Origin of the sequence: Clostridium sp. 10cd*, from assembly GCF_044336395.1 — a bacterium.
Classification (GTDB): Bacteria; Bacillota_I; Bacilli_A; order Erysipelotrichales; family Erysipelotrichaceae; genus Clostridium_AQ; species Clostridium_AQ innocuum.
This window is the reverse complement of the sequence record NZ_CP172347.1, coordinates 2,510,806-2,529,301: the sequence shown is the minus strand read 5'-3', so window position 1 is coordinate 2,529,301 and position 18,496 is coordinate 2,510,806. Positions and strand designations below refer to the sequence as shown.

Below are 18,496 nucleotides of genomic sequence, written 5' to 3'. Positions count from 1 at the left end.
TCACCTCAGATATCATTATACAGGAAAAGCCCGGCACATGCATAGAATTTTGCCGCAGATTATGCCATAATAAACGTATACGATATGCAAGGTAATAGAAAAAGAGCGCACGTATTACAGAAAAAAGAAATTGTTTTACAACTTTCAGATTTCCTGTATAATAAAGAAGCTGCTTATTTGTATAAGGAGGTATTTATGAGCAAATATACGGATTACAACTTTCGTGAGACCACGAAAACATTTATAAACCTGGAAGGCTTCAAAGAGCCTACACCGATTCAGCAGGCGGTGATCCCGCTGGCATGCAAGGGAAGAAACATCATTGGTATTTCCGATACGGGTACCGGAAAAACACATTCCTTTCTGATTCCGATTATGGAGAGGGTGGACAGCAGTCTGTCTGTGATTCAGGCAGTTATAACGGCACCGACCAGAGAGCTTGCCTTACAGATTTATAATCGCTGTGAAAAAATGAGTGAAGCAGACCCGAAGCTTCGCATCCGTCTGATTACCGGCGGTATGGAAAAATCCAGAATGAACGAACAGCTGAAGGTACAGCCGCATATCGTCGTGGGAACACCGGGACGTATCAAGGACCTGTTTTTACAGGAACAGACCCTGCGTGTGGATACCGCTGATATCATGGTTGTCGATGAAGCGGATATGACACTGGAGTTTGGCTTTCTGGAGGATGTGGATGCCATTGCCGGAAAAATGAAGAAGAATTTACAGATGATGAGCTTTTCAGCAACGATACCGGTTGCATTGCAGCAGTTTTTAAAGAAATATATGGATAATCCAAGTACGGTGCATATTCAGGAGCAGAGTGATTTTCATCCGAAAATCGAGCATGTGCTGATACCGTGTCAGGAAAAGAGCTATGAAGAAAAGCTGATGGAGCTGTTAGCGACCTTTACACCATATGTATGTCTGATTTTCGCTAACACGAGAACGCAGGCCGCAAGTGTTGCCGGGATGATGCGGGATGCCGGATACGGTATTATCGAGCTGCACGGGGATTTGACACCGCGAGAGCGAACAAAGGCGATGAAGGATTTGGTAAATATACAGAAATCCTATGTGGTAGCGACGGATATCGCTGCGCGCGGTATTGATATTGAAGGGATTTCTCATGTGATTTCATTGGGATTTCCAAAGGAGCTGGATTACTATATTCATCGAAGCGGACGTACCGGACGTGCCGGTCGGGACGGTATCTGCTATGCCCTGTATAAAAAGCAGGATGATGCCATGATCCGCTCCCTGGAGGTTAAGGGAGTCGGCTTCAAGCATCGCAATCTGAAAAACGGCACCTGGAGTGAGCTGGAGCCGCTGCATCGCAAAAAGGTCAAAAAGGATGATCCGCTGGAAAAGGAAATTTCCAAAATCGTTTCCAAAAAGAAGAAAAAGGTGAAGCCGGGCTATAAGGTGAAACGGAAGCAGGAAGTGGAAAAGCTGAAGCGTAAGGCACGCCGCCAAATGATTCAGGAGGATATTCAGCGGCAGAAAAAGGAACGTGCAAAGCAAAGGGTCATGGAGAAACGGGGTGGACAGGAATGAAGCTGGGCTGTCATGTTTCCATGTCTGCGCCGGATTATGTGCTGGGATCGGTAAAAGAAGCAATCAGCTATGGCGCCAATGCGTTTATGCTGTATACCGGTGCACCGCAGAATACACGACGCAAAGCAATGCACGAACTGAAAATAGAGGAAGCACACAGCCTGATGAAGGAGCATGGGATTGACGAAGGCAGTATGATAGTGCATGCTCCCTATATCATCAACCTGGCAAATTGTATCCGTGAGGAAACCTTTGCGCTGGGCGTGGAGTTTTTACAAAAGGAAATAGCGCGCGTACAGGCGCTGCATGCAACGGTTCTGGTGCTGCATCCCGGAAGTCATGTAAAGGCCGGAGAAGAAGAAGGTCTCAAGAAGATCGTTGAGGGATTGGATCTGGCAATGCAGGATGTACAGGATGTTCAGATTTCCATTGAAACGATGGCTGGCAAGGGCAGTGAAATCGGTTATAGCTTTGCGCATATCCGTTATCTGATGGATCATGCAAAATACGGTGATCGTCTGCGCGTCTGTCTGGATACCTGTCATATTCATGATGCTGGCTATGATCTGTCCGACTTTGATAAAGTGCTGGATGAATTTGACGCTGTCATCGGTCTGGAACGTCTGGCCTGTATGCATATCAATGATTCCAAAAATGTACAGGGAGCTCGTAAGGATCGGCATGCGAATATCGGCTTTGGCGAAATCGGTTTTGAAAAGCTGAATGCCATTGTACATAATGAACGTGTAAAGGATGTTGTAAAGATTTTGGAAACACCATATGTCGAGGATCATCCGCCATATCGTCAAGAAATCGCCATGCTGAGAAGCGGTGTGTTTGATGAACAGATTATGGAGAAAATCAAGGGAGACATCTGATATGGAAATATGTGAACTGGATATTGCCGCATATCGTGGCAAAGCCATAAAGGTTCAATACACGACATCGTATGTTTATGAAGCAGTCGTCAGTCAGGACGCAGCTTGCTTTGGCGTAATGTTTCAGCGCACGGCTTTACCAAAACCGCTGTCCTGCGGCTTTGATGATGTTTGGGGCAGTGAATGGCTAAAGCAGCCGGAGCTGTATGGCGTATGTGTGGATGGACAGATTGCCGGTCTTTTAGAAATCTGCATGGAGGCTTGGACACAGAGATTGCGGATTACCAATCTGTTTATAGAGCCAGCCTATCGGGGAAGAGGCTGCGCTACCCGTTTGCTGGAGCATGCCAGACAGCTGGCAATGTAGCGTGATATCCGCTGCGTTCTGCTGGAAACGCAATCCTGTAATGATCCTGCCATACAATGCTACCTGCGCAGCGGCTTCGTGTTTCTGGGCTGTGATTTGAGTGTTGCAAGCAATCAGGATATACAAAGAAAAAATGTCCGCATTGAAATGGGCTGTTATCTGTAATTGATTGGCCGTTCAAGAATGCAAAGGAATAGGACAAACCCCAATAGCAAAGGTACATCTTTTCAATACACTTTCAGGCTACATTCCTTTCAAATACACTTTCAGGCTACATTCCTTTCAAATACACATATCATAAAAGGAATGTTCTCTTTGCGAAGGAAAATGAAAATGTTGTATTATATGTTTTAGGATGCATAAAAAAGAATTCAGTGTTACCGTTATGATTGGTAGCAGTGAATTCTTTTACTTTTCTAAGCAAGGGGTGTATAGACTGATATTGCCATGAACTTATGCCGTGGGTTTATATCAGCTGTGTTCTTTTTCAAATGCCAGAATCTCTTCCTTCAGCCGTGCCACCATCTGTTCCTGCGGCAGCTTTTCAATAATCTCTCCCTTTTTGATGAGCAAGCCCTCGTTGCGGCCGCCGGCAATCGCGATATCCGCATGCTTCGCCTCTCCTGGTCCATTTACTGCACAGCCCATAATCGCCACATTTACATCACAGTTTATGGTCTGCAGAAAGGCTTCCATTTCATTTACAACCGGCTGCATATCCCACGCTGTTCTGCCACAGGTCGGGCAGGCAATCAAATTCGGCGTGTTTTTCAATAAACCGCAGCATTTCAACAGCTGCTTGACGATTGTTATTTCATTCACCGGATCCCCGTTGACACTGATGCGAATCGTATCACCGATACCCTCATTTAATAATGTTCCCAGTGCCATGCTGCTTTTGATTGCACTGCCGATGAAGGTGCCCGCTTCCGTTACACCCAGATGCAACGGATAGGGGAAGGCTGTGGATGCCATGCGGTAGGCATCGATACAAAGCAGTGGATCACTGGATTTAAAAGACAGGCAGATGTCATGGAAGTCCAGCTCCTCCAGAATCTGCACATGGCGCTGTGCGCTTTCCATCATGCCCTCAGCGGTAGGTCTGCCATACTTTTCATGAATGTCCTTTTCCAGAGAACCGCTGTTAATGCCGATGCGAATCGGTATATGGTATTCCTTGCATACCGCCACAACCGCCTTCACATTTTCTTTGCTGCCGATATTTCCCGGATTCAGACGTATCTTATCAATGCCGGCCTTTACTGCAGCAATAGCCAGTCGATAGTCATAATGGATATCCGCAACGAGCGGGATATGTGTACGCTTCCTGATTTCAGTGATGGCAGCTGCATCCGCTTCATCTATAATCGCCATGCGCACCAGCTCACAGCCAACCTGCTCCAGCTGTAAAATCTGTGCCACGGTGGCCTCTATGTCACTTGTTCGTGTATTGCACATGGACTGAATAACTACTTTATTCTGTCCGCCGATCGTTATATCTCGTACCTGAATACTTCTTGTTTCCGTTCTTTTCATGTCGTTTCACCTCATGTCTTCATTATAGCAGAAGTCGCTTGCGAAAAGCAATCCGCTGCCCCATTACGAAAATCTTACAAATTTTCAAATGTATGGAATCACTATTTTGTTTATGGTATACTAATGGGCAGGAGGTGTGCGCATGATACGAAATCCCTTTCGAGATCTTGATCAAAAAAAATTAAGCAGAAGCTCTGATGTTCTGAAGACGCAGAACGATTATTTTAAAATCGTAAACAGGCGCATCTTTATTTTCGGTATTATCATTTGTCTGATTTTTGCCGTTGTTTCTGTACGGCTGGTTTTCCTGCAGATAAGAAATCAGGAGGACTATGCAGCGAAGCTGGAAAATTACTCATCGCAAAAGCAGACGGACAGTACGGCGCGCGGAGAAATGGTGGATCGAAACGGAAAGGTTATTGCAAAGACCGTTTCCTCTCATAATATTGTCTACTTTCCTCCCAAGGATACAACAAGTGAGGAGCAGTGGAAGCTGGCACAGACCTTTGCCAAGGATTTCAAGGTGGATCACAAGGGTATGACAAATTCGGATTATCAGGATTTGTATATGTTTTTACATAAGGATGAAAAAGGAAATAAGGACTCCGGGAAGAACCTGTTGTCTGAACAGGAGAAGGAAACACTGACAGCAGAGGAACAGGAAAAGAAAATCAGAAGCCGGATTACGATGAAAATGGTGAATGAGCTGGCGGATGATGATATAAAGGATGCTTTTTCTGTTTACCTGTCTATGCGCAAGCTGCCCAACAATCAGAATAAGGTGATTCTGGAGGATGTGGACAGTGATAGTGTCGCAAAGCTGATGGAAAATAAAGACAAATACCGGGGCTTTGATGTGAATCTAGGCTCCTGGAAGCGGGAATATCCATATAAAGATACGCTGCGTGATGTGCTGGGAAGTATTACGACCTCCAAGCAGGGTGTACCCTCCGAGCTGCGCTCCTATTACGAAGCGATGGGGTATTCGCTGACGGATCGTGTCGGGCAAAGCGGTCTGGAAAAGCAGTATGAGGATTTACTGAGCGGCACACCGAGAGTCAGTGAGATATCGTATGATTCCGATGGCACAGCTATTATGAATGAAACAAGCAGCGGCAAGAACGGTTATGATTTGCATCTGACCATCGATGTGGAGTTGCAGAAGAAGGTTGATGACATTCTGGAGGATACATTAAAGAAGTATGCAGGCACAGCAGGTCGTGAAAAATTCAAGAAAGCGATCGTTGTCCTCATGAATCCTCAGACCGGTGAAATTTATGCGATGAGCGGTAAATATTTGGATGAGGATGGGAAAATTCAGAACTATTCCAGTGGTGCGTATTTGGATGCCTTTGCGTCCGGTTCCGTTGTAAAGGGCGCTACGGTGTATATGATGCTGGATCAGGGAATTCAGACACGCTACAGTACCGAGCAGGATGAAGAAATGAAAATAGCGGGAACACCATTTAAGCGATCGTTCAACACATATGGTACGGTGAATTCGATTCGTGCATTAGCGGTATCCAGTAACGTTTATATGTTTAAGTCTGTTATAAAATTAGCTGGCGGTAATTATGTATATAATCAGCCACTGGGCATCACAAATGAAATGGCGCAGAAAACCTTCAAGCTGATGCGGAATTATTATTCCATGTTTGGTCTCGGTACAAAAACAGGATTGGATGTCCCAAATGAAGCACAAGGCTTTACAGGGAATACTATGAATCCTGGATTATTACTAGATTATTCCATCGGGCAGTATGATAACTATACGCCGATTCAGCTTGTGCAGTATGCGGCAACCATCGCCAATGGCGGTAAAAAGGTACAGCCGAAGCTGGTTAATACGGCAACAGAAGTAAATACAGATTATACAGTATATGAAAATAAAACACAGGTGTTGTCAGCTTTGCCGGGAAGCAAGGAGGATTTGGAAACGATCCAGATGGGCTTTCGCGAGGTGGTTGCAGGAGAGCATGCAATCGACCCTATCAAGTCATTGGATGTACAGGTAGCTGCAAAAACCGGTACTGCCGAGGTAGAGGATTTTACCAATGCTTCTCTTGTCGGCTATGCGCCATATGATAAGGAAGCCAAGGTGGCATTTGCCTGCTCTGTACCGGAATCTGCAACAAATGATCAAAGCGTTGCCGGAAACCTGTGCGCCTACAATATCATGCCGGAAGTTTTAAAAGAGTTTTTCAAAAAGTATTAGCTTTTTTGTAAAGAGTATGATATAATTTTCAAGCAAGTACGAGGAGGGACAACATGAGAGATAGAATCACGTTCAAATGTTCAGAATGTGGCGAAGAAAACTACATCGGGACACGTAATAAACGTAAAAATCCAGAACGTATGCAAATTCAGAAATATTGCCCACGTTGTAACAAGAAAACTTTACATAAGGAGAAAAAATAAGAAGGGCCGACTACGGTCTTTTTTATTCGGTGACTGACATGAAAAAGATGGATACTTTTGTTTTGGGTATGGTGCAGGTAAATACCTACCTGTTGTGGGAAGAGAATCATGTACTGATTGTTGATCCCGGAAGCAAATCTCACAAGCTGCAGGAAACGATTGATTCACAAAATGGTGTTGTGGATGCGATTGTGCTGACACATGGACACTTTGATCATATTGCCGGTGTGGATGCGCTTGTTAAGAAATATCACTGTCCTGTTTATATCAATGAGCTGGATATGGCGATGCTGCAGGACCCGATGCTGAACTTCTCCTATCAGGCTCCTGTTGTTGTGAACAGTCCGGTAACAAAGCTGAAGCCGGGTAAAAACAGCATCGGTGCCTTTACGCTTCAGGCAATCGACGCCCCCGGACACAGTGAGGGAAGTACCATGCTGCTGTGGGATGATAATCTGATCTGTGGAGATGTCATCTTTCAGGGGAGCATCGGACGTACGGACTTACCGACTGGCAGCAATACCAAAATGATGCAGACGCTTCGGATGATACGGGAAACACTGCCTTCAAAGCTGAAGGTGTACCCGGGGCACGGACCGGATACGACGCTGGATATGGAATTTCGCTATAACCCATATCTGCAGTTCTGATTATGACAATCATTACGGCGACGCAGTCTCATATACGGGAAATTCTGAGGCTGTATGAGGTTCTATATGCAGACATGGCAAGACTGCAGCCCTTCAGCTATTGTCGGGGCATGCAGGATGAGGAGTTTTTAAAAACGATGATCCGGCTGGAGGATTGCGACATCCTGCTGGCTGTGGAAAATTCCTGTATTTTCGGTTTGGCACTGGTGATGAAGCAGCTGACACCGGCGGATTCCTTTGTGATTCCGCATGCATATGCCACGCTGATGGATCTGGTGGTCAGCCGGGAAGCCAGAGGTCTTGGTATCGGTAACCGCCTGCTGCAGGAGGTGGAGCACTGGGCCAGAGAACGGCATCTGGAATATGTGGAGCTAAACGTATTGCAGGAAAACCGGAGTGCTCAGAGGCTTTATGAAAAGCATGGCTATATGACGGCGGTTAAAACCATGAAAAAGAATTTAAAATGATACATTTTTAAGAAAACGGGATAATTCTCGTTTTTTTTTACCTTTTTTGAGAATAATTTAGGAGTTTTGCCATTTTGAAACGTATAGAAGTATGTAAATAGAAAGAAGGTGAGAGTATGAAGGAAAAATTTGAACAGCTGCTGCACATGGTGGAACGCAAGCGGGCTACTGATGTACACTTCACATTGATGCAGCACAGGCTGCATGTACAGGTACGCGGATGGAATGGTCTGGAAACTGTTCAGAACGCTGCATTTGATGAAGGCTTGTTCTGTTATCTGAAGTACATCAGTAATCTGGATTTAGGAAACACTCTGCAGCCGCAAAGCGGAAATTTTCAGTATGAGTTTCGTCAGGAGCTTCTGTATTTTCGCTTCTCCCTGCTGCCGACGCTTGAAAAACAGACAGCGGTACTGCGCGTGCTGAACAACCACAAAGAAATATCACTGGAAGATCTGAGCTTAGACAGCAAGCAGACAGCCAGCTTTCTGAACTGGACGAAAACAAGAAGCGGACTCATCGTATTGAGCGGTCCCACCGGCAGCGGGAAAACGACAACCCTGCACGCGATATTGAAGCGGATTGCTCAAGAGAACAGACTGCATGTCGTATCGCTGGAGGACCCTATTGAAATCTTTGATGACAGCTATTTGCAGCTGCAGATCAATGAGGCAGGAGGCTTTACCTATGAGGAAGGAATCAAGGAGCTTTTGCGTCATGATCCGGATGTCATCATGATTGGAGAAATACGTGATCCATCCACGGCACGTATGCTGCTTCGATGCGCATTAAGCGGACATCTGATATTTACAACGATTCATGCCAAATGCTGCAGTGAGGCAATCAAGCGTCTGCTTGAATTCGGCTTGCGCAGGGAGGAACTGTATCATACACTGAGTGCTGTTTGTGCACAGCGTCTGTACAAGAAAAAGGGAACGCAGGAAAGGGTGTGTATATATGAAATACTGGAACAAAATGAGCTGGATGCTTACTTCCGTGAGGAACAGCTGCCTCAGCAGCATCGTGATATTTTTCAGGAGATTCAGCTTGCTGTTTCAAAAGGAATTGTTGCACAGGAGGAAGCCGTCATCGACCTTCCATATGTGCAATGAGGAATGGCGCTATCTGCATGATCTGCTGCAGAACGGCTATCCCTATCTGGAGGCTTTACAGCTGCTGGGCAAGGATACCACAAGAATCAGAGAACAGCTGGAGCTGGGACACAGCATCGAGGAAATTTTGATAACACAGGGAACAGGGCGCTTTTTTGAGCATCTTTCCTTCTTCCTGAAAATCACCTCCCTGAGCCGGGCTATCGACAGCTCCCTGCAGCTGTATGACTTTGAACGGAATCTGCTATCCCGTCTTTTGAAGAAAACGGCTTATCCGCTTTCCATCTTTGTGTTTGCCTATGTGATGCTGCTGGTGTTCAGCACTGCCATTATTCCGCAAATGCTGCAAAGCTTTGATCAGGGGGAGGACTTTCAAGGACTGCTGCTCGGTGTGAGTCTTCTGCAGGGAGGCTGCAGGTTAATTGGTGTTTGTGCACTGTGTTTACTGGCTGGTGCATTGTATCTGAGAAATAAGCCTGCCATAAGGAATGCATTGATTTTAAGAAGCACGCGCCTGTGCAAGCTGGCATCCCATGTGGAATCCTATCTGTTCGCCGGCTACATGGTTGAACTGCTGAAGCAGGGTATACCGACACGAACCGCCCTGCAGTATCTGGAGCAGATTCGAAAAGGCTCCCTGTTTTGTGAATTACATAAGCATTTGATGAACGGCCTGCAAAATGGTGAGGATATCCTCTGTGTGATTGAGCGTGAGGTGCTGCTGAACGATATCTTCAAGCAGTCGTTTCGCATTGGCAGCTCTACCGGTTCTTTGTGCAGTATGCTGCAGACAGGGCTGCAGCAGCAGGAACGTACATGGGAGCGGCTGCTGAAGCGTACGGCAGTCACCGTGCAGTGCATTGCATACAGCTTTGTGGGTGTTGTGGTTTTGCTTGTATACCAGATTATGCTGATCCCGCTTACAATGCTGGAACAGATGTAGAAATCGGAAAGGAATTGAACTTATGAAAAATAACAAAGGCTTTACCATTCTGGAAATGATGATCGTATTATCCATTATCGCACTCGTATTTCTGCTGACGCTGCCTAACATTCAGCAGAAGGAAAAAATCATACGCAGCAAGGGCTGTGAGGCACTGATTGAGGTTGCCAATGCACAGATTCTTTTGTATGAGGTGGAGAATCTGAGTCCGCCGAAAAGTATGTCCGATTTAATCAGTAAGGGATATTTAAAGGATACACAGCGCCGATGCCCGAATGGAGACACCATTGAAATCAGCAATGGACAGGCCGCCGTGCGATAGCGGGTTCACCCTGGTGGAAATGCTGCTTGTTTTGCTTCTGCTCTCTGTGCTGCTGCTTGTGACACCGCTGCTGAAGCGGCAGCAGCGCATCCTGCTGCGTATGGATGTGCAGCAGATACGTGAAATCTGTACAAAGGCCCAGGCTCAGGCGATAAGAGAACACAAAAGCATCCCTATAAAGATTCAGGGCAGCAAGGTATATTGTGATCGTGAGATCTATTCTCTGCAGTCGTCCACCAGCTGTTCGTCCATGAGCTTTCACTATACCGCACAGGGAACGATTTCAAAGGCCTTCACGCTGAACTGCCGCAGTGCCTCCTCCACTGTTCAGCTTGTGGCACAGCTGGGAAGCGGGCGCATGGATGTTCGATAAGCGTGGCGTCGTTTTGATGGAGGCATTGTTTCTTTTGATGATTCTGGGCATTCTGGCACTGCTCTGCCTGCAGTGTGCGGGAATGACACATACGATGCATGATACAGGAAAGGGGTATGACAATGATGCAGTGGAAGAAGCCTATCAGAAATAACGGCGGCTTCACCCTGGTGGAAATGCTGGTAGCCTTCAGCTGTGTTGCAGTCAGCTGTGTTTTGCTGATGCCGGTGGTATCCGCATTGCAAAGGCTGCAGGAGCCTGTCTACTACAGTGAAGACCGCATCGCCATGTATCAGCTTCGCTTCCTGCTTGCACAAAGCAGCAGGCTGTCTTTACAGGAGAACACCCTTTCCTTCATTTATCAAAAAAAGAAGCAGACACTGGAATATGACCGCAGGCGTCTGGTGCGCAGAAGCGGCTATGAAATTTTTCTGCAGGATGTGGATGCGCTGCAGTTTCAAAAGAGAAAGGAATGCTATTATGTCACATGGGTTCGGAAAGAGAAGCGTGAAGAAGCACTGCTTACGTGTGAATGAGCAGGGCTTTATCAGTCTGTATGCCATGCTGCTTCTTTTGATTTTCCTCTGCTTTGTCACCCTGCTTGTACAGCGCGCTGCAGCCTATGCAGCCGTACGTGGATTACAGGAGTCCTATGACCTATTTGCAATTCACAACTGCCGCAGGTATCTGCAGGAGACTCTAAAGCCGGATGCTGATGCTGAAGCTGATATGAAAGAAAGAAAAGGTGAAGAGAGCGAGACAGGGGAGGAACCGCAGAAGGAAGAGCAGCCGAAGGAATGGGAGGTGCTGTTTCGAAACACATACTTTCATTTCACAAAAGAGGAGGAGCATATCGCTGTGACCTATACGCAAAAAAGCAATACCGTGCATATGCAGATATTCTTTGATCGTACAGATGGTACCATACAGGACGTTGTATATTTACAGCAGTGTGAACCACACTAACAAGGAGGTGGTTTACATGCTGACGATTGGGTTGAGCACACTGTTGTTTCTGGCATTTGCAGGACTTGGAAATCTGCTGCTGATTATGAATGAAACAGCCTATATGCTGGTTCCGCTGTATGCTGTGCTGCTGCTGTTTGGCAGGCTGTTTTATCGCGAGGCAAACTGTAAGGCGCTGGAAGGAAAGGACTTTTTGCTGACGCTGGTGATCGTCCTGCTGTTTCTTGGCTATTTTGAATGGCGGCAGGAGCTGTTTGATTTTACAACCTTCTGGTATTTGTATCTTACAACATTTATAGCCTTTATGCTGTATGCGGACAGTATCCGTTTTAAAAGTCTGATGTGAAAAATCAGACTTTTTTCATAAAAAATTTGACAAATGCGTCAAATCCTATAAAATAGAATAGGACATAAGAAAATATAAAGGAAAGGTGAATGTATTATGATCAGTTCCAATGATTTAAAACCTGGTATGACAATTCAGCAGGATGGAGAAATCTTCGTTGTGCTGGAACAGAGTCAGAATAAAACAGCTCGTTCCGCAATGGTGGTAAAGGCGAAAGTCAGAAACCTGAGAACGGGATCAAATGTAGAATTATCATGGGGCGGTGGCGATAAAATCACACCTGCACACATTGAAAAGAAAGAGATGCAGTATTTGTACGATACAGATGATGCACTGGTGTTCATGGATAATGAAACCTATGAGCAGATTGAGATTCCTAAGGATCGTCTGAAATGGGAAATGAACTTCATGAAGCCGAATGACAACGTTAATATTTCCATGTTTGAAAGTGAAATTCTCGGTGTGATCCTGCCGGATAAGGTGGCGCTGCAGATTGTGGAATGCGAGCCTGCTGTCAAGGGTGATACAGCTACTTCCGCAAGCAAGAATGCCACATTGGAATCCGGACTGGAAATCAAGGTGCCGCTGTTCATCAATCAGGATGAAATGGTGCTGGTAAACACGTCTGATGGAAAATATTCCGGAAGAGCAAAAGACTAAAAAGCTGCCCATGCAGCTTTTCTTTTGCAAATCGTTTTCAAAAAGTATGATTTCTTAAGGAATATACGTATCCAAGAACCTTTATTTTTGTTATAATGATTGTTAGATTGGGAGGTAATCGGATGGAAAAGCTATCAAGAGTAAAAAAATATGCGGAATTGAGAAAATCCATTGAAACTGATAATAATATAGATAAAACTCTGCACACAGAGGAAAACGGTGCGCTGGAGCAGGAGGAAACCCTAAAGAAATTCGATTCATCTATCTTCAAAAAGGTGGATATCAAAGAGGATGGGGAATATACTCCGGTTCGGGAAAAGAAAGAGGAGCCGCTGGAGCAGCCGCCGGTAGATGATACCTTTACCAATGAATATCTGGATGATTTCATTAAGGAAGTAAGAGAATATAATATTCGCAAGGGTACCAGAGAGAGCGATAACACACAGGCTGATATTCTGTATCAGCTGAATGCGGCAAACCGTGCAAAAAGATCCCATTACATACAGGAAATACAGGATGAGCCGCAGCCGGAGGAGCCGAAGAAAACCGTATTGAGCCGGGATGATATCGCCCTGCAGGTACAAAATCTGTTGAAGGAGGAGGAAGCCCCTTTGCCGGAATCGGATATGCGCTTTACAAAGGAGCCTGTAGAAACTCCTGCTTATCGTGCAGAAGCCGAAGATGTCGAATATGAGGAGCCGGTGTTGGAGAAAGCCCCTGTTGTGGAATCCTTTCAGCCACAGCCCGCAGCTGTGGAAGCTGTCGAGGAATATGCTCCGCAGCCGGAGCAGCGTCCGCAGCGTCCTGCTAAAAAAATCATTCAGCCAGCTATGATGGAGGATGCTTTTGAGGATGAAGATGAGATACCTGTGAAAAAGGATGCGCCGCAGCAGGCGGTTCTGCATAAAAAGCTGCTGGAGGAAACACAGCAGCTGCGTGTACAGATGGATGAATATGAGGATGAGCTGACCGACCTTTCCGACGGTGTGGAGAAGACCAATAAGCTGTTGAATTTTGTATTGTGCTTTCTGATACTGGTATTGCTGGTGATCATCGGCTTTATCGCTTATTCTTTATGGAAGGCTGGAGGAATTTAAAGATGAAAATAAATATCGCTATCGACGGGCCGAGTGCGGCCGGTAAAAGCACCATTGCCAAAATACTGGCAAAGGAGCTGGGCTATTCACATCTGGATACCGGAGCGATGTATCGCTGTACGGCGCTTGCTTCTAAAAAGCGCGGTATCGATCCAAACGATGAAGCTGCTCTGACAGCCATGCTGGATGAAATGAAGATCAGCTTTGATCCGGCAGGAAATGTATATCTCAATAACGAGGATGTATCCAAGCAGATTCGCGAAAATGAAATATCCATGCTTACCAGCAGCATTTCTGCACATCCTAAGGTAAGAGAGCGTCTGGTGGCGCTGCAGCAGCAGATGGCACGAGATAAGGGGTTCATTATGGATGGACGCGACATCGGTACGGTTGTTTTACCGGATGCAGAGCTGAAAATCTACATGGTTGCCAGTGTCAAGGCAAGGGCGGATCGCAGATATAAGGAATATCTGGGAAAGCATGTGGAAGCGGATTATGATGAAATCTACCGTGATATCGAACAGCGGGATTATCAGGACATGAACCGTAAAACCTCGCCGCTGCGTAAGGCGGAGGATGCAATCGAAATAGATACGTCAAATATGACGATTACAGAGGTTGTTGAAGAAATACGCAGGAATATTCCTACCCTTTCATGATAGGAGGTGCATTCAGCGCAAGCTGAAGTCAACATATGATAAATGGAATTGTAGCCATCGTTGGTCGTCCGAATGTCGGTAAATCAACGATTTTTAACCGAATTATCGGTGAACGTAAAAGTATTGTGGAGGATACACCGGGAGTAACCCGGGATCGTATCTATGGAAAAGCGGAATGGCTGACCAGAGAATTCCGGGTGATCGATACCGGAGGTATTCAGCTTGCAAATCAGGATTTCCAGACGGAAATCAACATGCAGGTGGAAATCGCTATTGATGAGGCAGACTGCATTGTATTTGTCGTAAGCGGCAAGGATGGTCTGACCCATGATGATGAATATGTCGCAAGACTGCTGCATAAAACAAAAAAGCCGGTCATTCTGGCCGTCAACAAGGTGGATGATTTTGCACAGAATGATGCAATCTATGAATTCTACAGTCTGGGGCTCGGGGATCCGCTGGCAGTATCCGGTGCGCATGGTATCGGTATCGGTGATGTACTGGATGCAGTTATCCACGCTTTACCGGAAAAAGAGAAAAACGAATATGACGGCATGACGAAATTCTGTGTTATCGGTCGTCCAAACGTGGGGAAAAGCTCCCTTGTCAATGCGATTTTAAACCAGGAGCGTGTCATTGTTTCCAATATCGAGGGCACTACCAGAGATGCCATAGATACACCATTCAAACGGGAAGGCAAGGAATATGTTGTCATTGACACAGCCGGAATCCGAAAGCGCGGCAAGGTCTATGAGAACATTGAAAAATATTCTGTTTTGCGTGCCATGAGTGCCATTGAACGAAGTGATGTCGTACTTGTAGTCATCGATGGAGAAAAAGGTATCCGGGATCAGGACAAGCACGTTGCCGGATATGCCCATGAGGCAGGTAAGGGTGTTATTATCGTATACAATAAATGGGATGCTGTAGAGAAGGATGAGCAGACCATGCATACCATTGAAAAGGAGATCCGTGCACAGTTTCTGTATTTATCCTATGCACCGATCCTGTTTGTATCCGCATTGAAAAAGCAGCGGATTCACACGATTCTGCCGGTCATTGACGAGGTTCATGATTACTCCGTACTGCGGATTCAGACCAATGTATTGAATGAGGTCATCATGGATGCGCAGCTGATGACACCGCCGCCAACGCACAAGGGACAGCGTCTGAAGATTTACTATGCATCTCAGGTATCCGTGGCTCCACCGACCTTTGTGCTGTTTGTCAATGATCCGGAGCTGCTGCATTTCAGCTATAAGCGATATCTGGAAAACAGACTGCGGGAGGCGTTCGGATTTACCGGAACCACACTAAGAATATTAGCCAGAGAAAGAAACAGGTGATCATGTTGAAGACAGTTGTGATCGGAAGCGGAAGCTGGGGGACAGCACTTGCACAGGTGCTTGTTGACAACGCAAGAGAGGTTGTATTATGGGGAAAGAATCCCAAGGAAATAGACGATATCAATCTGCGGCATCAAAATACCCGGTTTTTTCCGGATGTGACACTGCATGAAAGCCTGAAGGCAACATGCGACCTCAACGTTGTTCGCGATGCGGATCTTCTTGTGTTATCCGTTCCGACCATCGCTGTGGAAGAGCTGTGTATAAAAATCGGAGCGCTTGTTGAAAAGCCGGTTATTGTCGTAAATACCTCCAAGGGATTTCATCCGCAGACAAATGAGCGCATGTCCAATGTCATTCGTCGCTTTATGCCGAAGGATAAACTGAAAAGCGTCGTATCGTTGATCGGCCCCAGCCATGCAGAGGAGGTTGTCCTGCGCATGCTGACAACGATTTGTGCCGTATCCTTATGTGAAGAGGATGCCTGTGCCGTACAGGAGCTGTTCTCGAATGAATATCTGCGTGTTTACCGCGGAGATGACGAGGTTGGAAGTGAAATCGGCGTTGCATTGAAAAATGCCATCGCAGTTGCCAGCGGTGTGCTGAGTGGTGTTGGCTATGGTGATAATACCAAGGCTGCCCTGATTACGCGTGGACTTGCGGAAATGATCCGCTATGGCGTCGCTCTGGGTGGCAGAGCCGAAACCTTTATGGGACTGACCGGTATCGGTGATCTGATCGTTACGTGTACCAGTGTACATTCCCGGAATTTTCAGGCAGGCTATGAAATCGGAACGCATAACAGCGCCCGCTATTTCTGGGAGAACAACACCAAGACCGTAGAGGGTGTACGTACTGCCAAGGTTGTTTATGAGGTAGCAAAGCAGAAGCAGATCGATATGCCGATTGTGGAAGAAATTTACCGGGTTTTGTATGAGGACAAGAAACCACAGCAGTCCGCAAGGGATTTGATGCTGCGTGATTTGAAGCATGAAATGAAATAATGATGCTGAAACAGCGTCATTTTTTTTGGTTTTATGGATTTTAAGCGTTGGAATATGCTATAATAAAAAACGCTAGTCATCTAACGGAACTGGAGGAATCACCATGTAGATGAGAACTGCTTTAAACGAAAAAATACGAGAATATCGTTTCACATAGAACTATAGGAGGAAGCTGTATGACGAATTATGTCAATGAAATACAAAGGCGGAGAACCTTCGCCATCATATCCCATCCGGATGCCGGAAAAACAACGCTGACGGAGAAGCTGCTGCTGTATGGCGGGGCGATTCTTTCTGCCGGAAGTGTAAAGGGAAAAAAAGCGAACAAGCATGCGGTCAGTGACTGGATGGAAATCGAAAAGCAAAGAGGTATTTCCGTCACAAGCTCTGTGCTGCAGTTTGAATATAATGATTTCTGTATCAACATTCTGGATACCCCGGGCCATCAGGATTTCTCGGAGGATACCTATCGTACCCTGATGGCTGCCGATTCTGCCGTTATGGTGATCGATGCATCCAAGGGTGTTGAGGCACAGACGAAGAAGCTGTTCAAGGTATGTCTGCTGCGAAAGATACCGGTATTTACCTTTATCAACAAAATGGACCGTGCTGCCATGAATCCGTTTGAGCTGCTGGAGCATATCGAGAGTGAACTGGGAATCGCCACCTATGCCATGAACTGGCCAATCGGTTCCGGAAAAGAATTCAAAGGCGTTTATGAACGTGATCATCACCGTATCATCGCCTTTCATGGAGGCGATCACGGACAAAAGGCTGCGGAGGTAAGCGAAGGTACGCTGGAGGATGAAACCTTCCGTGGCGTACTGGGCGATCATTTCTTCGAGCAGCTGCGTGAGGATAGTGAGCTGCTGGATATCGCCAGCACTGAATTTGATCAGGAGCTTATTTCAAAGGGAGAGCTGACACCGGTATTCTTTGGTAGTGCACTGACGAATTTCGGTGTGGAGCCGTTTCTTTCCCATTTTCTGGATATGACAACCTCTCCGCTGCCAAGAGAATCCTCACAGGGAGAAATCAATCCCATGGATGAGCGCTTTTCTGCCTTTGTCTTTAAGATTCAGGCAAACATGAATAAGGCACATCGTGACCGTATTGCCTTTATGCGTATCTGTTCCGGACGATTTGAAAAGGGAATGGAGGTTATGCATATGCAGCAAAACCGTAAAATCAAGCTTTCACAGCCGCAGCAGTTTATGGCACAGGATCGTGAAATTGTCGAAGAGGCATATGCAGGGGATGTGATCGGTGTGTTTGATCCGGGCATTTTCTCCATCGGAGACACGCTGTGCGATCCCTCCATGAAGTTTGAATTTAAAAAGATTCCAACCTTTGCTCCGGAGCACTTTGCCCGTGTTACGCAAAAGGATACCATGAAGAGGAAGCAGTTTACAAAGGGAATTACGCAGATTGCACAGGAAGGTGCCATTCAGGTATTTCAGGAAATCAATATCGGAATGGAGGAAATCATCGTCGGCGGTGTCGGCGTGCTGCAGTTTGAGGTGCTGGAACAGCGCTTAAAAAGTGAATACAATGTCGATATCAAGCTCGAAATTCTGCCGTTCCAGTGCGTTCGCTGGATCGATGATCAGGCATTAGATCCGAATACGCTGAATCTTACCAGTGATTCCAAGCGCGTACGTGATTTAAAGGGTAGAAATCTGATTATTTTCATGAATAACTGGGGCATCAAGTGGGCGTTGGAACAAAACAAGGGTCTGACACTGAGTGATGTGGGTACTGCCGAATAATTACAATATACATAATCAGCAAG

Annotated in this window: 22 protein-coding genes; 21 read left to right on the top strand and 1 reads right to left on the bottom strand. The window is 46.1% G+C overall.

The window, feature by feature from the left end; translation table 11 throughout:
• The first annotated feature begins 195 nt into the window (after positions 1-195).
• Genes ACG3M1_RS12525 through ACG3M1_RS12515 form a run of 3 tightly spaced genes read left to right on the top strand, consistent with a single transcriptional unit; the run spans position 196 to position 2,805 of the window.
• A complete protein-coding gene (locus ACG3M1_RS12525) occupies positions 196-1,560 on the top strand; it encodes a DEAD/DEAH box helicase (protein ID WP_008817207.1) in 1,365 nt (454 codons plus the stop codon).
• Positions 1,557-2,438, top strand: a complete 882-nt coding sequence (locus tag ACG3M1_RS12520) for a deoxyribonuclease IV (RefSeq protein ID WP_009269120.1) — start codon at positions 1,557-1,559, stop codon at positions 2,436-2,438. Before ACG3M1_RS12525 ends, ACG3M1_RS12520 begins: the two co-directional genes overlap by 4 nt.
• 1 nt (position 2,439) lies before the next feature.
• The gene (locus tag ACG3M1_RS12515; RefSeq protein WP_009269121.1) at positions 2,440-2,805 is read left to right on the top strand and encodes a GNAT family N-acetyltransferase; all 366 of its coding nucleotides are present in this window, start codon (positions 2,440-2,442) and stop codon (positions 2,803-2,805) included.
• A gap of 471 nt (positions 2,806-3,276) precedes the next feature.
• On the opposite strand, the gene ispG is transcribed toward ACG3M1_RS12515, so the two are convergent.
• Entirely contained in the window at positions 3,277-4,341 is a 1,065-nt protein-coding gene (gene ispG / locus ACG3M1_RS12510; RefSeq protein WP_008817210.1) for a flavodoxin-dependent (E)-4-hydroxy-3-methylbut-2-enyl-diphosphate synthase, read from the bottom strand.
• Between the two features lie 142 nt (positions 4,342-4,483).
• On the opposite strand from ispG, the gene ACG3M1_RS12505 reads away from it, so the two are divergent.
• From ACG3M1_RS12505 to ACG3M1_RS12420, 18 genes are all read left to right on the top strand, one after another.
• Positions 4,484-6,556, top strand: a complete 2,073-nt coding sequence (locus tag ACG3M1_RS12505; RefSeq protein WP_009269123.1) for a peptidoglycan D,D-transpeptidase FtsI family protein — start codon at positions 4,484-4,486, stop codon at positions 6,554-6,556.
• 53 nt (positions 6,557-6,609) lie between these two features.
• Positions 6,610-6,759: a 50S ribosomal protein L33 gene (gene rpmG / locus ACG3M1_RS12500; protein ID WP_002609076.1), complete on the top strand. Its 150-nt coding sequence runs from the start codon at positions 6,610-6,612 to the stop codon at positions 6,757-6,759.
• A gap of 38 nt (positions 6,760-6,797) precedes the next feature.
• Entirely contained in the window at positions 6,798-7,409 is a 612-nt protein-coding gene (locus ACG3M1_RS12495; RefSeq protein ID WP_002609075.1) for an MBL fold metallo-hydrolase, read from the top strand.
• 2 nt (positions 7,410-7,411) lie between these two features.
• Entirely contained in the window at positions 7,412-7,876 is a 465-nt protein-coding gene (locus ACG3M1_RS12490; RefSeq protein WP_008817212.1) for a GNAT family N-acetyltransferase, read from the top strand.
• A gap of 116 nt (positions 7,877-7,992) precedes the next feature.
• Positions 7,993-8,988 (top strand): ATPase, T2SS/T4P/T4SS family, encoded by a 996-nt coding sequence (locus tag ACG3M1_RS12485; protein ID WP_008817213.1) that lies wholly within the window; start codon positions 7,993-7,995, stop codon positions 8,986-8,988.
• Positions 8,924-9,931 (top strand): type II secretion system F family protein, encoded by a 1,008-nt coding sequence (locus tag ACG3M1_RS12480; RefSeq protein WP_224727201.1) that lies wholly within the window; start codon positions 8,924-8,926, stop codon positions 9,929-9,931. Before ACG3M1_RS12485 ends, ACG3M1_RS12480 begins: the two co-directional genes overlap by 65 nt.
• Positions 9,932-9,953: 22 nt before the next feature.
• On the top strand, positions 9,954-10,253 hold the full coding sequence (comGC, locus tag ACG3M1_RS12475; RefSeq protein WP_002609071.1) for a competence type IV pilus major pilin ComGC: 300 nt from the start codon (positions 9,954-9,956) through the stop codon (positions 10,251-10,253).
• A complete protein-coding gene (comGD, locus tag ACG3M1_RS12470) occupies positions 10,219-10,626 on the top strand; it encodes a competence type IV pilus minor pilin ComGD (protein WP_008817215.1) in 408 nt (135 codons plus the stop codon). The genes comGC and comGD overlap by 35 nt, the downstream gene beginning before the upstream one ends.
• Positions 10,616-10,780 carry a hypothetical protein gene (locus tag ACG3M1_RS12465; RefSeq protein ID WP_002609069.1) on the top strand — a complete coding sequence of 55 codons (165 nt, stop codon included), beginning with the start codon at positions 10,616-10,618 and terminating at the stop codon, positions 10,778-10,780. The genes comGD and ACG3M1_RS12465 overlap by 11 nt, the downstream gene beginning before the upstream one ends.
• Entirely contained in the window at positions 10,749-11,162 is a 414-nt protein-coding gene (locus ACG3M1_RS12460) for a type II secretion system protein (protein WP_021420784.1), read from the top strand. Before ACG3M1_RS12465 ends, ACG3M1_RS12460 begins: the two co-directional genes overlap by 32 nt.
• Positions 11,134-11,592 carry a hypothetical protein gene (locus tag ACG3M1_RS12455; RefSeq protein WP_224727202.1) on the top strand — a complete coding sequence of 153 codons (459 nt, stop codon included), beginning with the start codon at positions 11,134-11,136 and terminating at the stop codon, positions 11,590-11,592. Before ACG3M1_RS12460 ends, ACG3M1_RS12455 begins: the two co-directional genes overlap by 29 nt.
• Before the next feature lie 16 nt (positions 11,593-11,608).
• Positions 11,609-11,938, top strand: a complete 330-nt coding sequence (locus ACG3M1_RS12450; RefSeq protein WP_008817218.1) for a hypothetical protein — start codon at positions 11,609-11,611, stop codon at positions 11,936-11,938.
• A gap of 96 nt (positions 11,939-12,034) precedes the next feature.
• Complete coding sequence (efp, locus tag ACG3M1_RS12445) at positions 12,035-12,598, top strand: elongation factor P (protein WP_002609065.1); 564 nt, start codon at positions 12,035-12,037, stop codon at positions 12,596-12,598.
• A 122-nt stretch (positions 12,599-12,720) separates the two neighbouring features.
• The gene (locus tag ACG3M1_RS12440) at positions 12,721-13,695 is read left to right on the top strand and encodes a hypothetical protein (protein ID WP_009269124.1); all 975 of its coding nucleotides are present in this window, start codon (positions 12,721-12,723) and stop codon (positions 13,693-13,695) included.
• Between the two features lie 2 nt (positions 13,696-13,697).
• Entirely contained in the window at positions 13,698-14,354 is a 657-nt protein-coding gene (cmk, locus tag ACG3M1_RS12435) for a (d)CMP kinase (protein ID WP_008817220.1), read from the top strand.
• 35 nt (positions 14,355-14,389) lie between these two features.
• Positions 14,390-15,700, top strand: a complete 1,311-nt coding sequence (gene der, locus ACG3M1_RS12430) for a ribosome biogenesis GTPase Der (protein ID WP_009269125.1) — start codon at positions 14,390-14,392, stop codon at positions 15,698-15,700.
• A gap of 2 nt (positions 15,701-15,702) precedes the next feature.
• Positions 15,703-16,704, top strand: a complete 1,002-nt coding sequence (locus ACG3M1_RS12425; RefSeq protein WP_009269126.1) for an NAD(P)H-dependent glycerol-3-phosphate dehydrogenase — start codon at positions 15,703-15,705, stop codon at positions 16,702-16,704.
• A gap of 176 nt (positions 16,705-16,880) precedes the next feature.
• On the top strand, positions 16,881-18,473 hold the full coding sequence (locus ACG3M1_RS12420) for a peptide chain release factor 3 (RefSeq protein ID WP_008817222.1): 1,593 nt from the start codon (positions 16,881-16,883) through the stop codon (positions 18,471-18,473).
• Positions 18,474-18,496: the final 23 nt, after the last annotated feature.

Coding starts and splice junctions, on each gene's coding strand:
- ACG3M1_RS12525 (WP_008817207.1), top strand. CDS start 196: ATGAGCAAATATACGGATTACAACTTTCGTGAGACCACGAAAACATTT.
- ACG3M1_RS12520 (WP_009269120.1), top strand. CDS start 1,557: ATGAAGCTGGGCTGTCATGTTTCCATGTCTGCGCCGGATTATGTGCTG.
- ACG3M1_RS12515 (WP_009269121.1), top strand. CDS start 2,440: ATGGAAATATGTGAACTGGATATTGCCGCATATCGTGGCAAAGCCATA.
- ispG (WP_008817210.1), bottom strand. CDS start 4,341: ATGAAAAGAACGGAAACAAGAAGTATTCAGGTACGAGATATAACGATC.
- ACG3M1_RS12505 (WP_009269123.1), top strand. CDS start 4,484: ATGATACGAAATCCCTTTCGAGATCTTGATCAAAAAAAATTAAGCAGA.
- rpmG (WP_002609076.1), top strand. CDS start 6,610: ATGAGAGATAGAATCACGTTCAAATGTTCAGAATGTGGCGAAGAAAAC.
- ACG3M1_RS12495 (WP_002609075.1), top strand. CDS start 6,798: ATGAAAAAGATGGATACTTTTGTTTTGGGTATGGTGCAGGTAAATACC.
- ACG3M1_RS12490 (WP_008817212.1), top strand. CDS start 7,412: ATGACAATCATTACGGCGACGCAGTCTCATATACGGGAAATTCTGAGG.
- ACG3M1_RS12485 (WP_008817213.1), top strand. CDS start 7,993: ATGAAGGAAAAATTTGAACAGCTGCTGCACATGGTGGAACGCAAGCGG.
- comGC (WP_002609071.1), top strand. CDS start 9,954: ATGAAAAATAACAAAGGCTTTACCATTCTGGAAATGATGATCGTATTA.
- ACG3M1_RS12465 (WP_002609069.1), top strand. CDS start 10,616: ATGTTCGATAAGCGTGGCGTCGTTTTGATGGAGGCATTGTTTCTTTTG.
- ACG3M1_RS12460 (WP_021420784.1), top strand. CDS start 10,749: ATGATGCAGTGGAAGAAGCCTATCAGAAATAACGGCGGCTTCACCCTG.
- ACG3M1_RS12450 (WP_008817218.1), top strand. CDS start 11,609: ATGCTGACGATTGGGTTGAGCACACTGTTGTTTCTGGCATTTGCAGGA.
- efp (WP_002609065.1), top strand. CDS start 12,035: ATGATCAGTTCCAATGATTTAAAACCTGGTATGACAATTCAGCAGGAT.
- ACG3M1_RS12440 (WP_009269124.1), top strand. CDS start 12,721: ATGGAAAAGCTATCAAGAGTAAAAAAATATGCGGAATTGAGAAAATCC.
- cmk (WP_008817220.1), top strand. CDS start 13,698: ATGAAAATAAATATCGCTATCGACGGGCCGAGTGCGGCCGGTAAAAGC.
- der (WP_009269125.1), top strand. CDS start 14,390: ATGATAAATGGAATTGTAGCCATCGTTGGTCGTCCGAATGTCGGTAAA.
- ACG3M1_RS12425 (WP_009269126.1), top strand. CDS start 15,703: ATGTTGAAGACAGTTGTGATCGGAAGCGGAAGCTGGGGGACAGCACTT.
- ACG3M1_RS12420 (WP_008817222.1), top strand. CDS start 16,881: ATGACGAATTATGTCAATGAAATACAAAGGCGGAGAACCTTCGCCATC.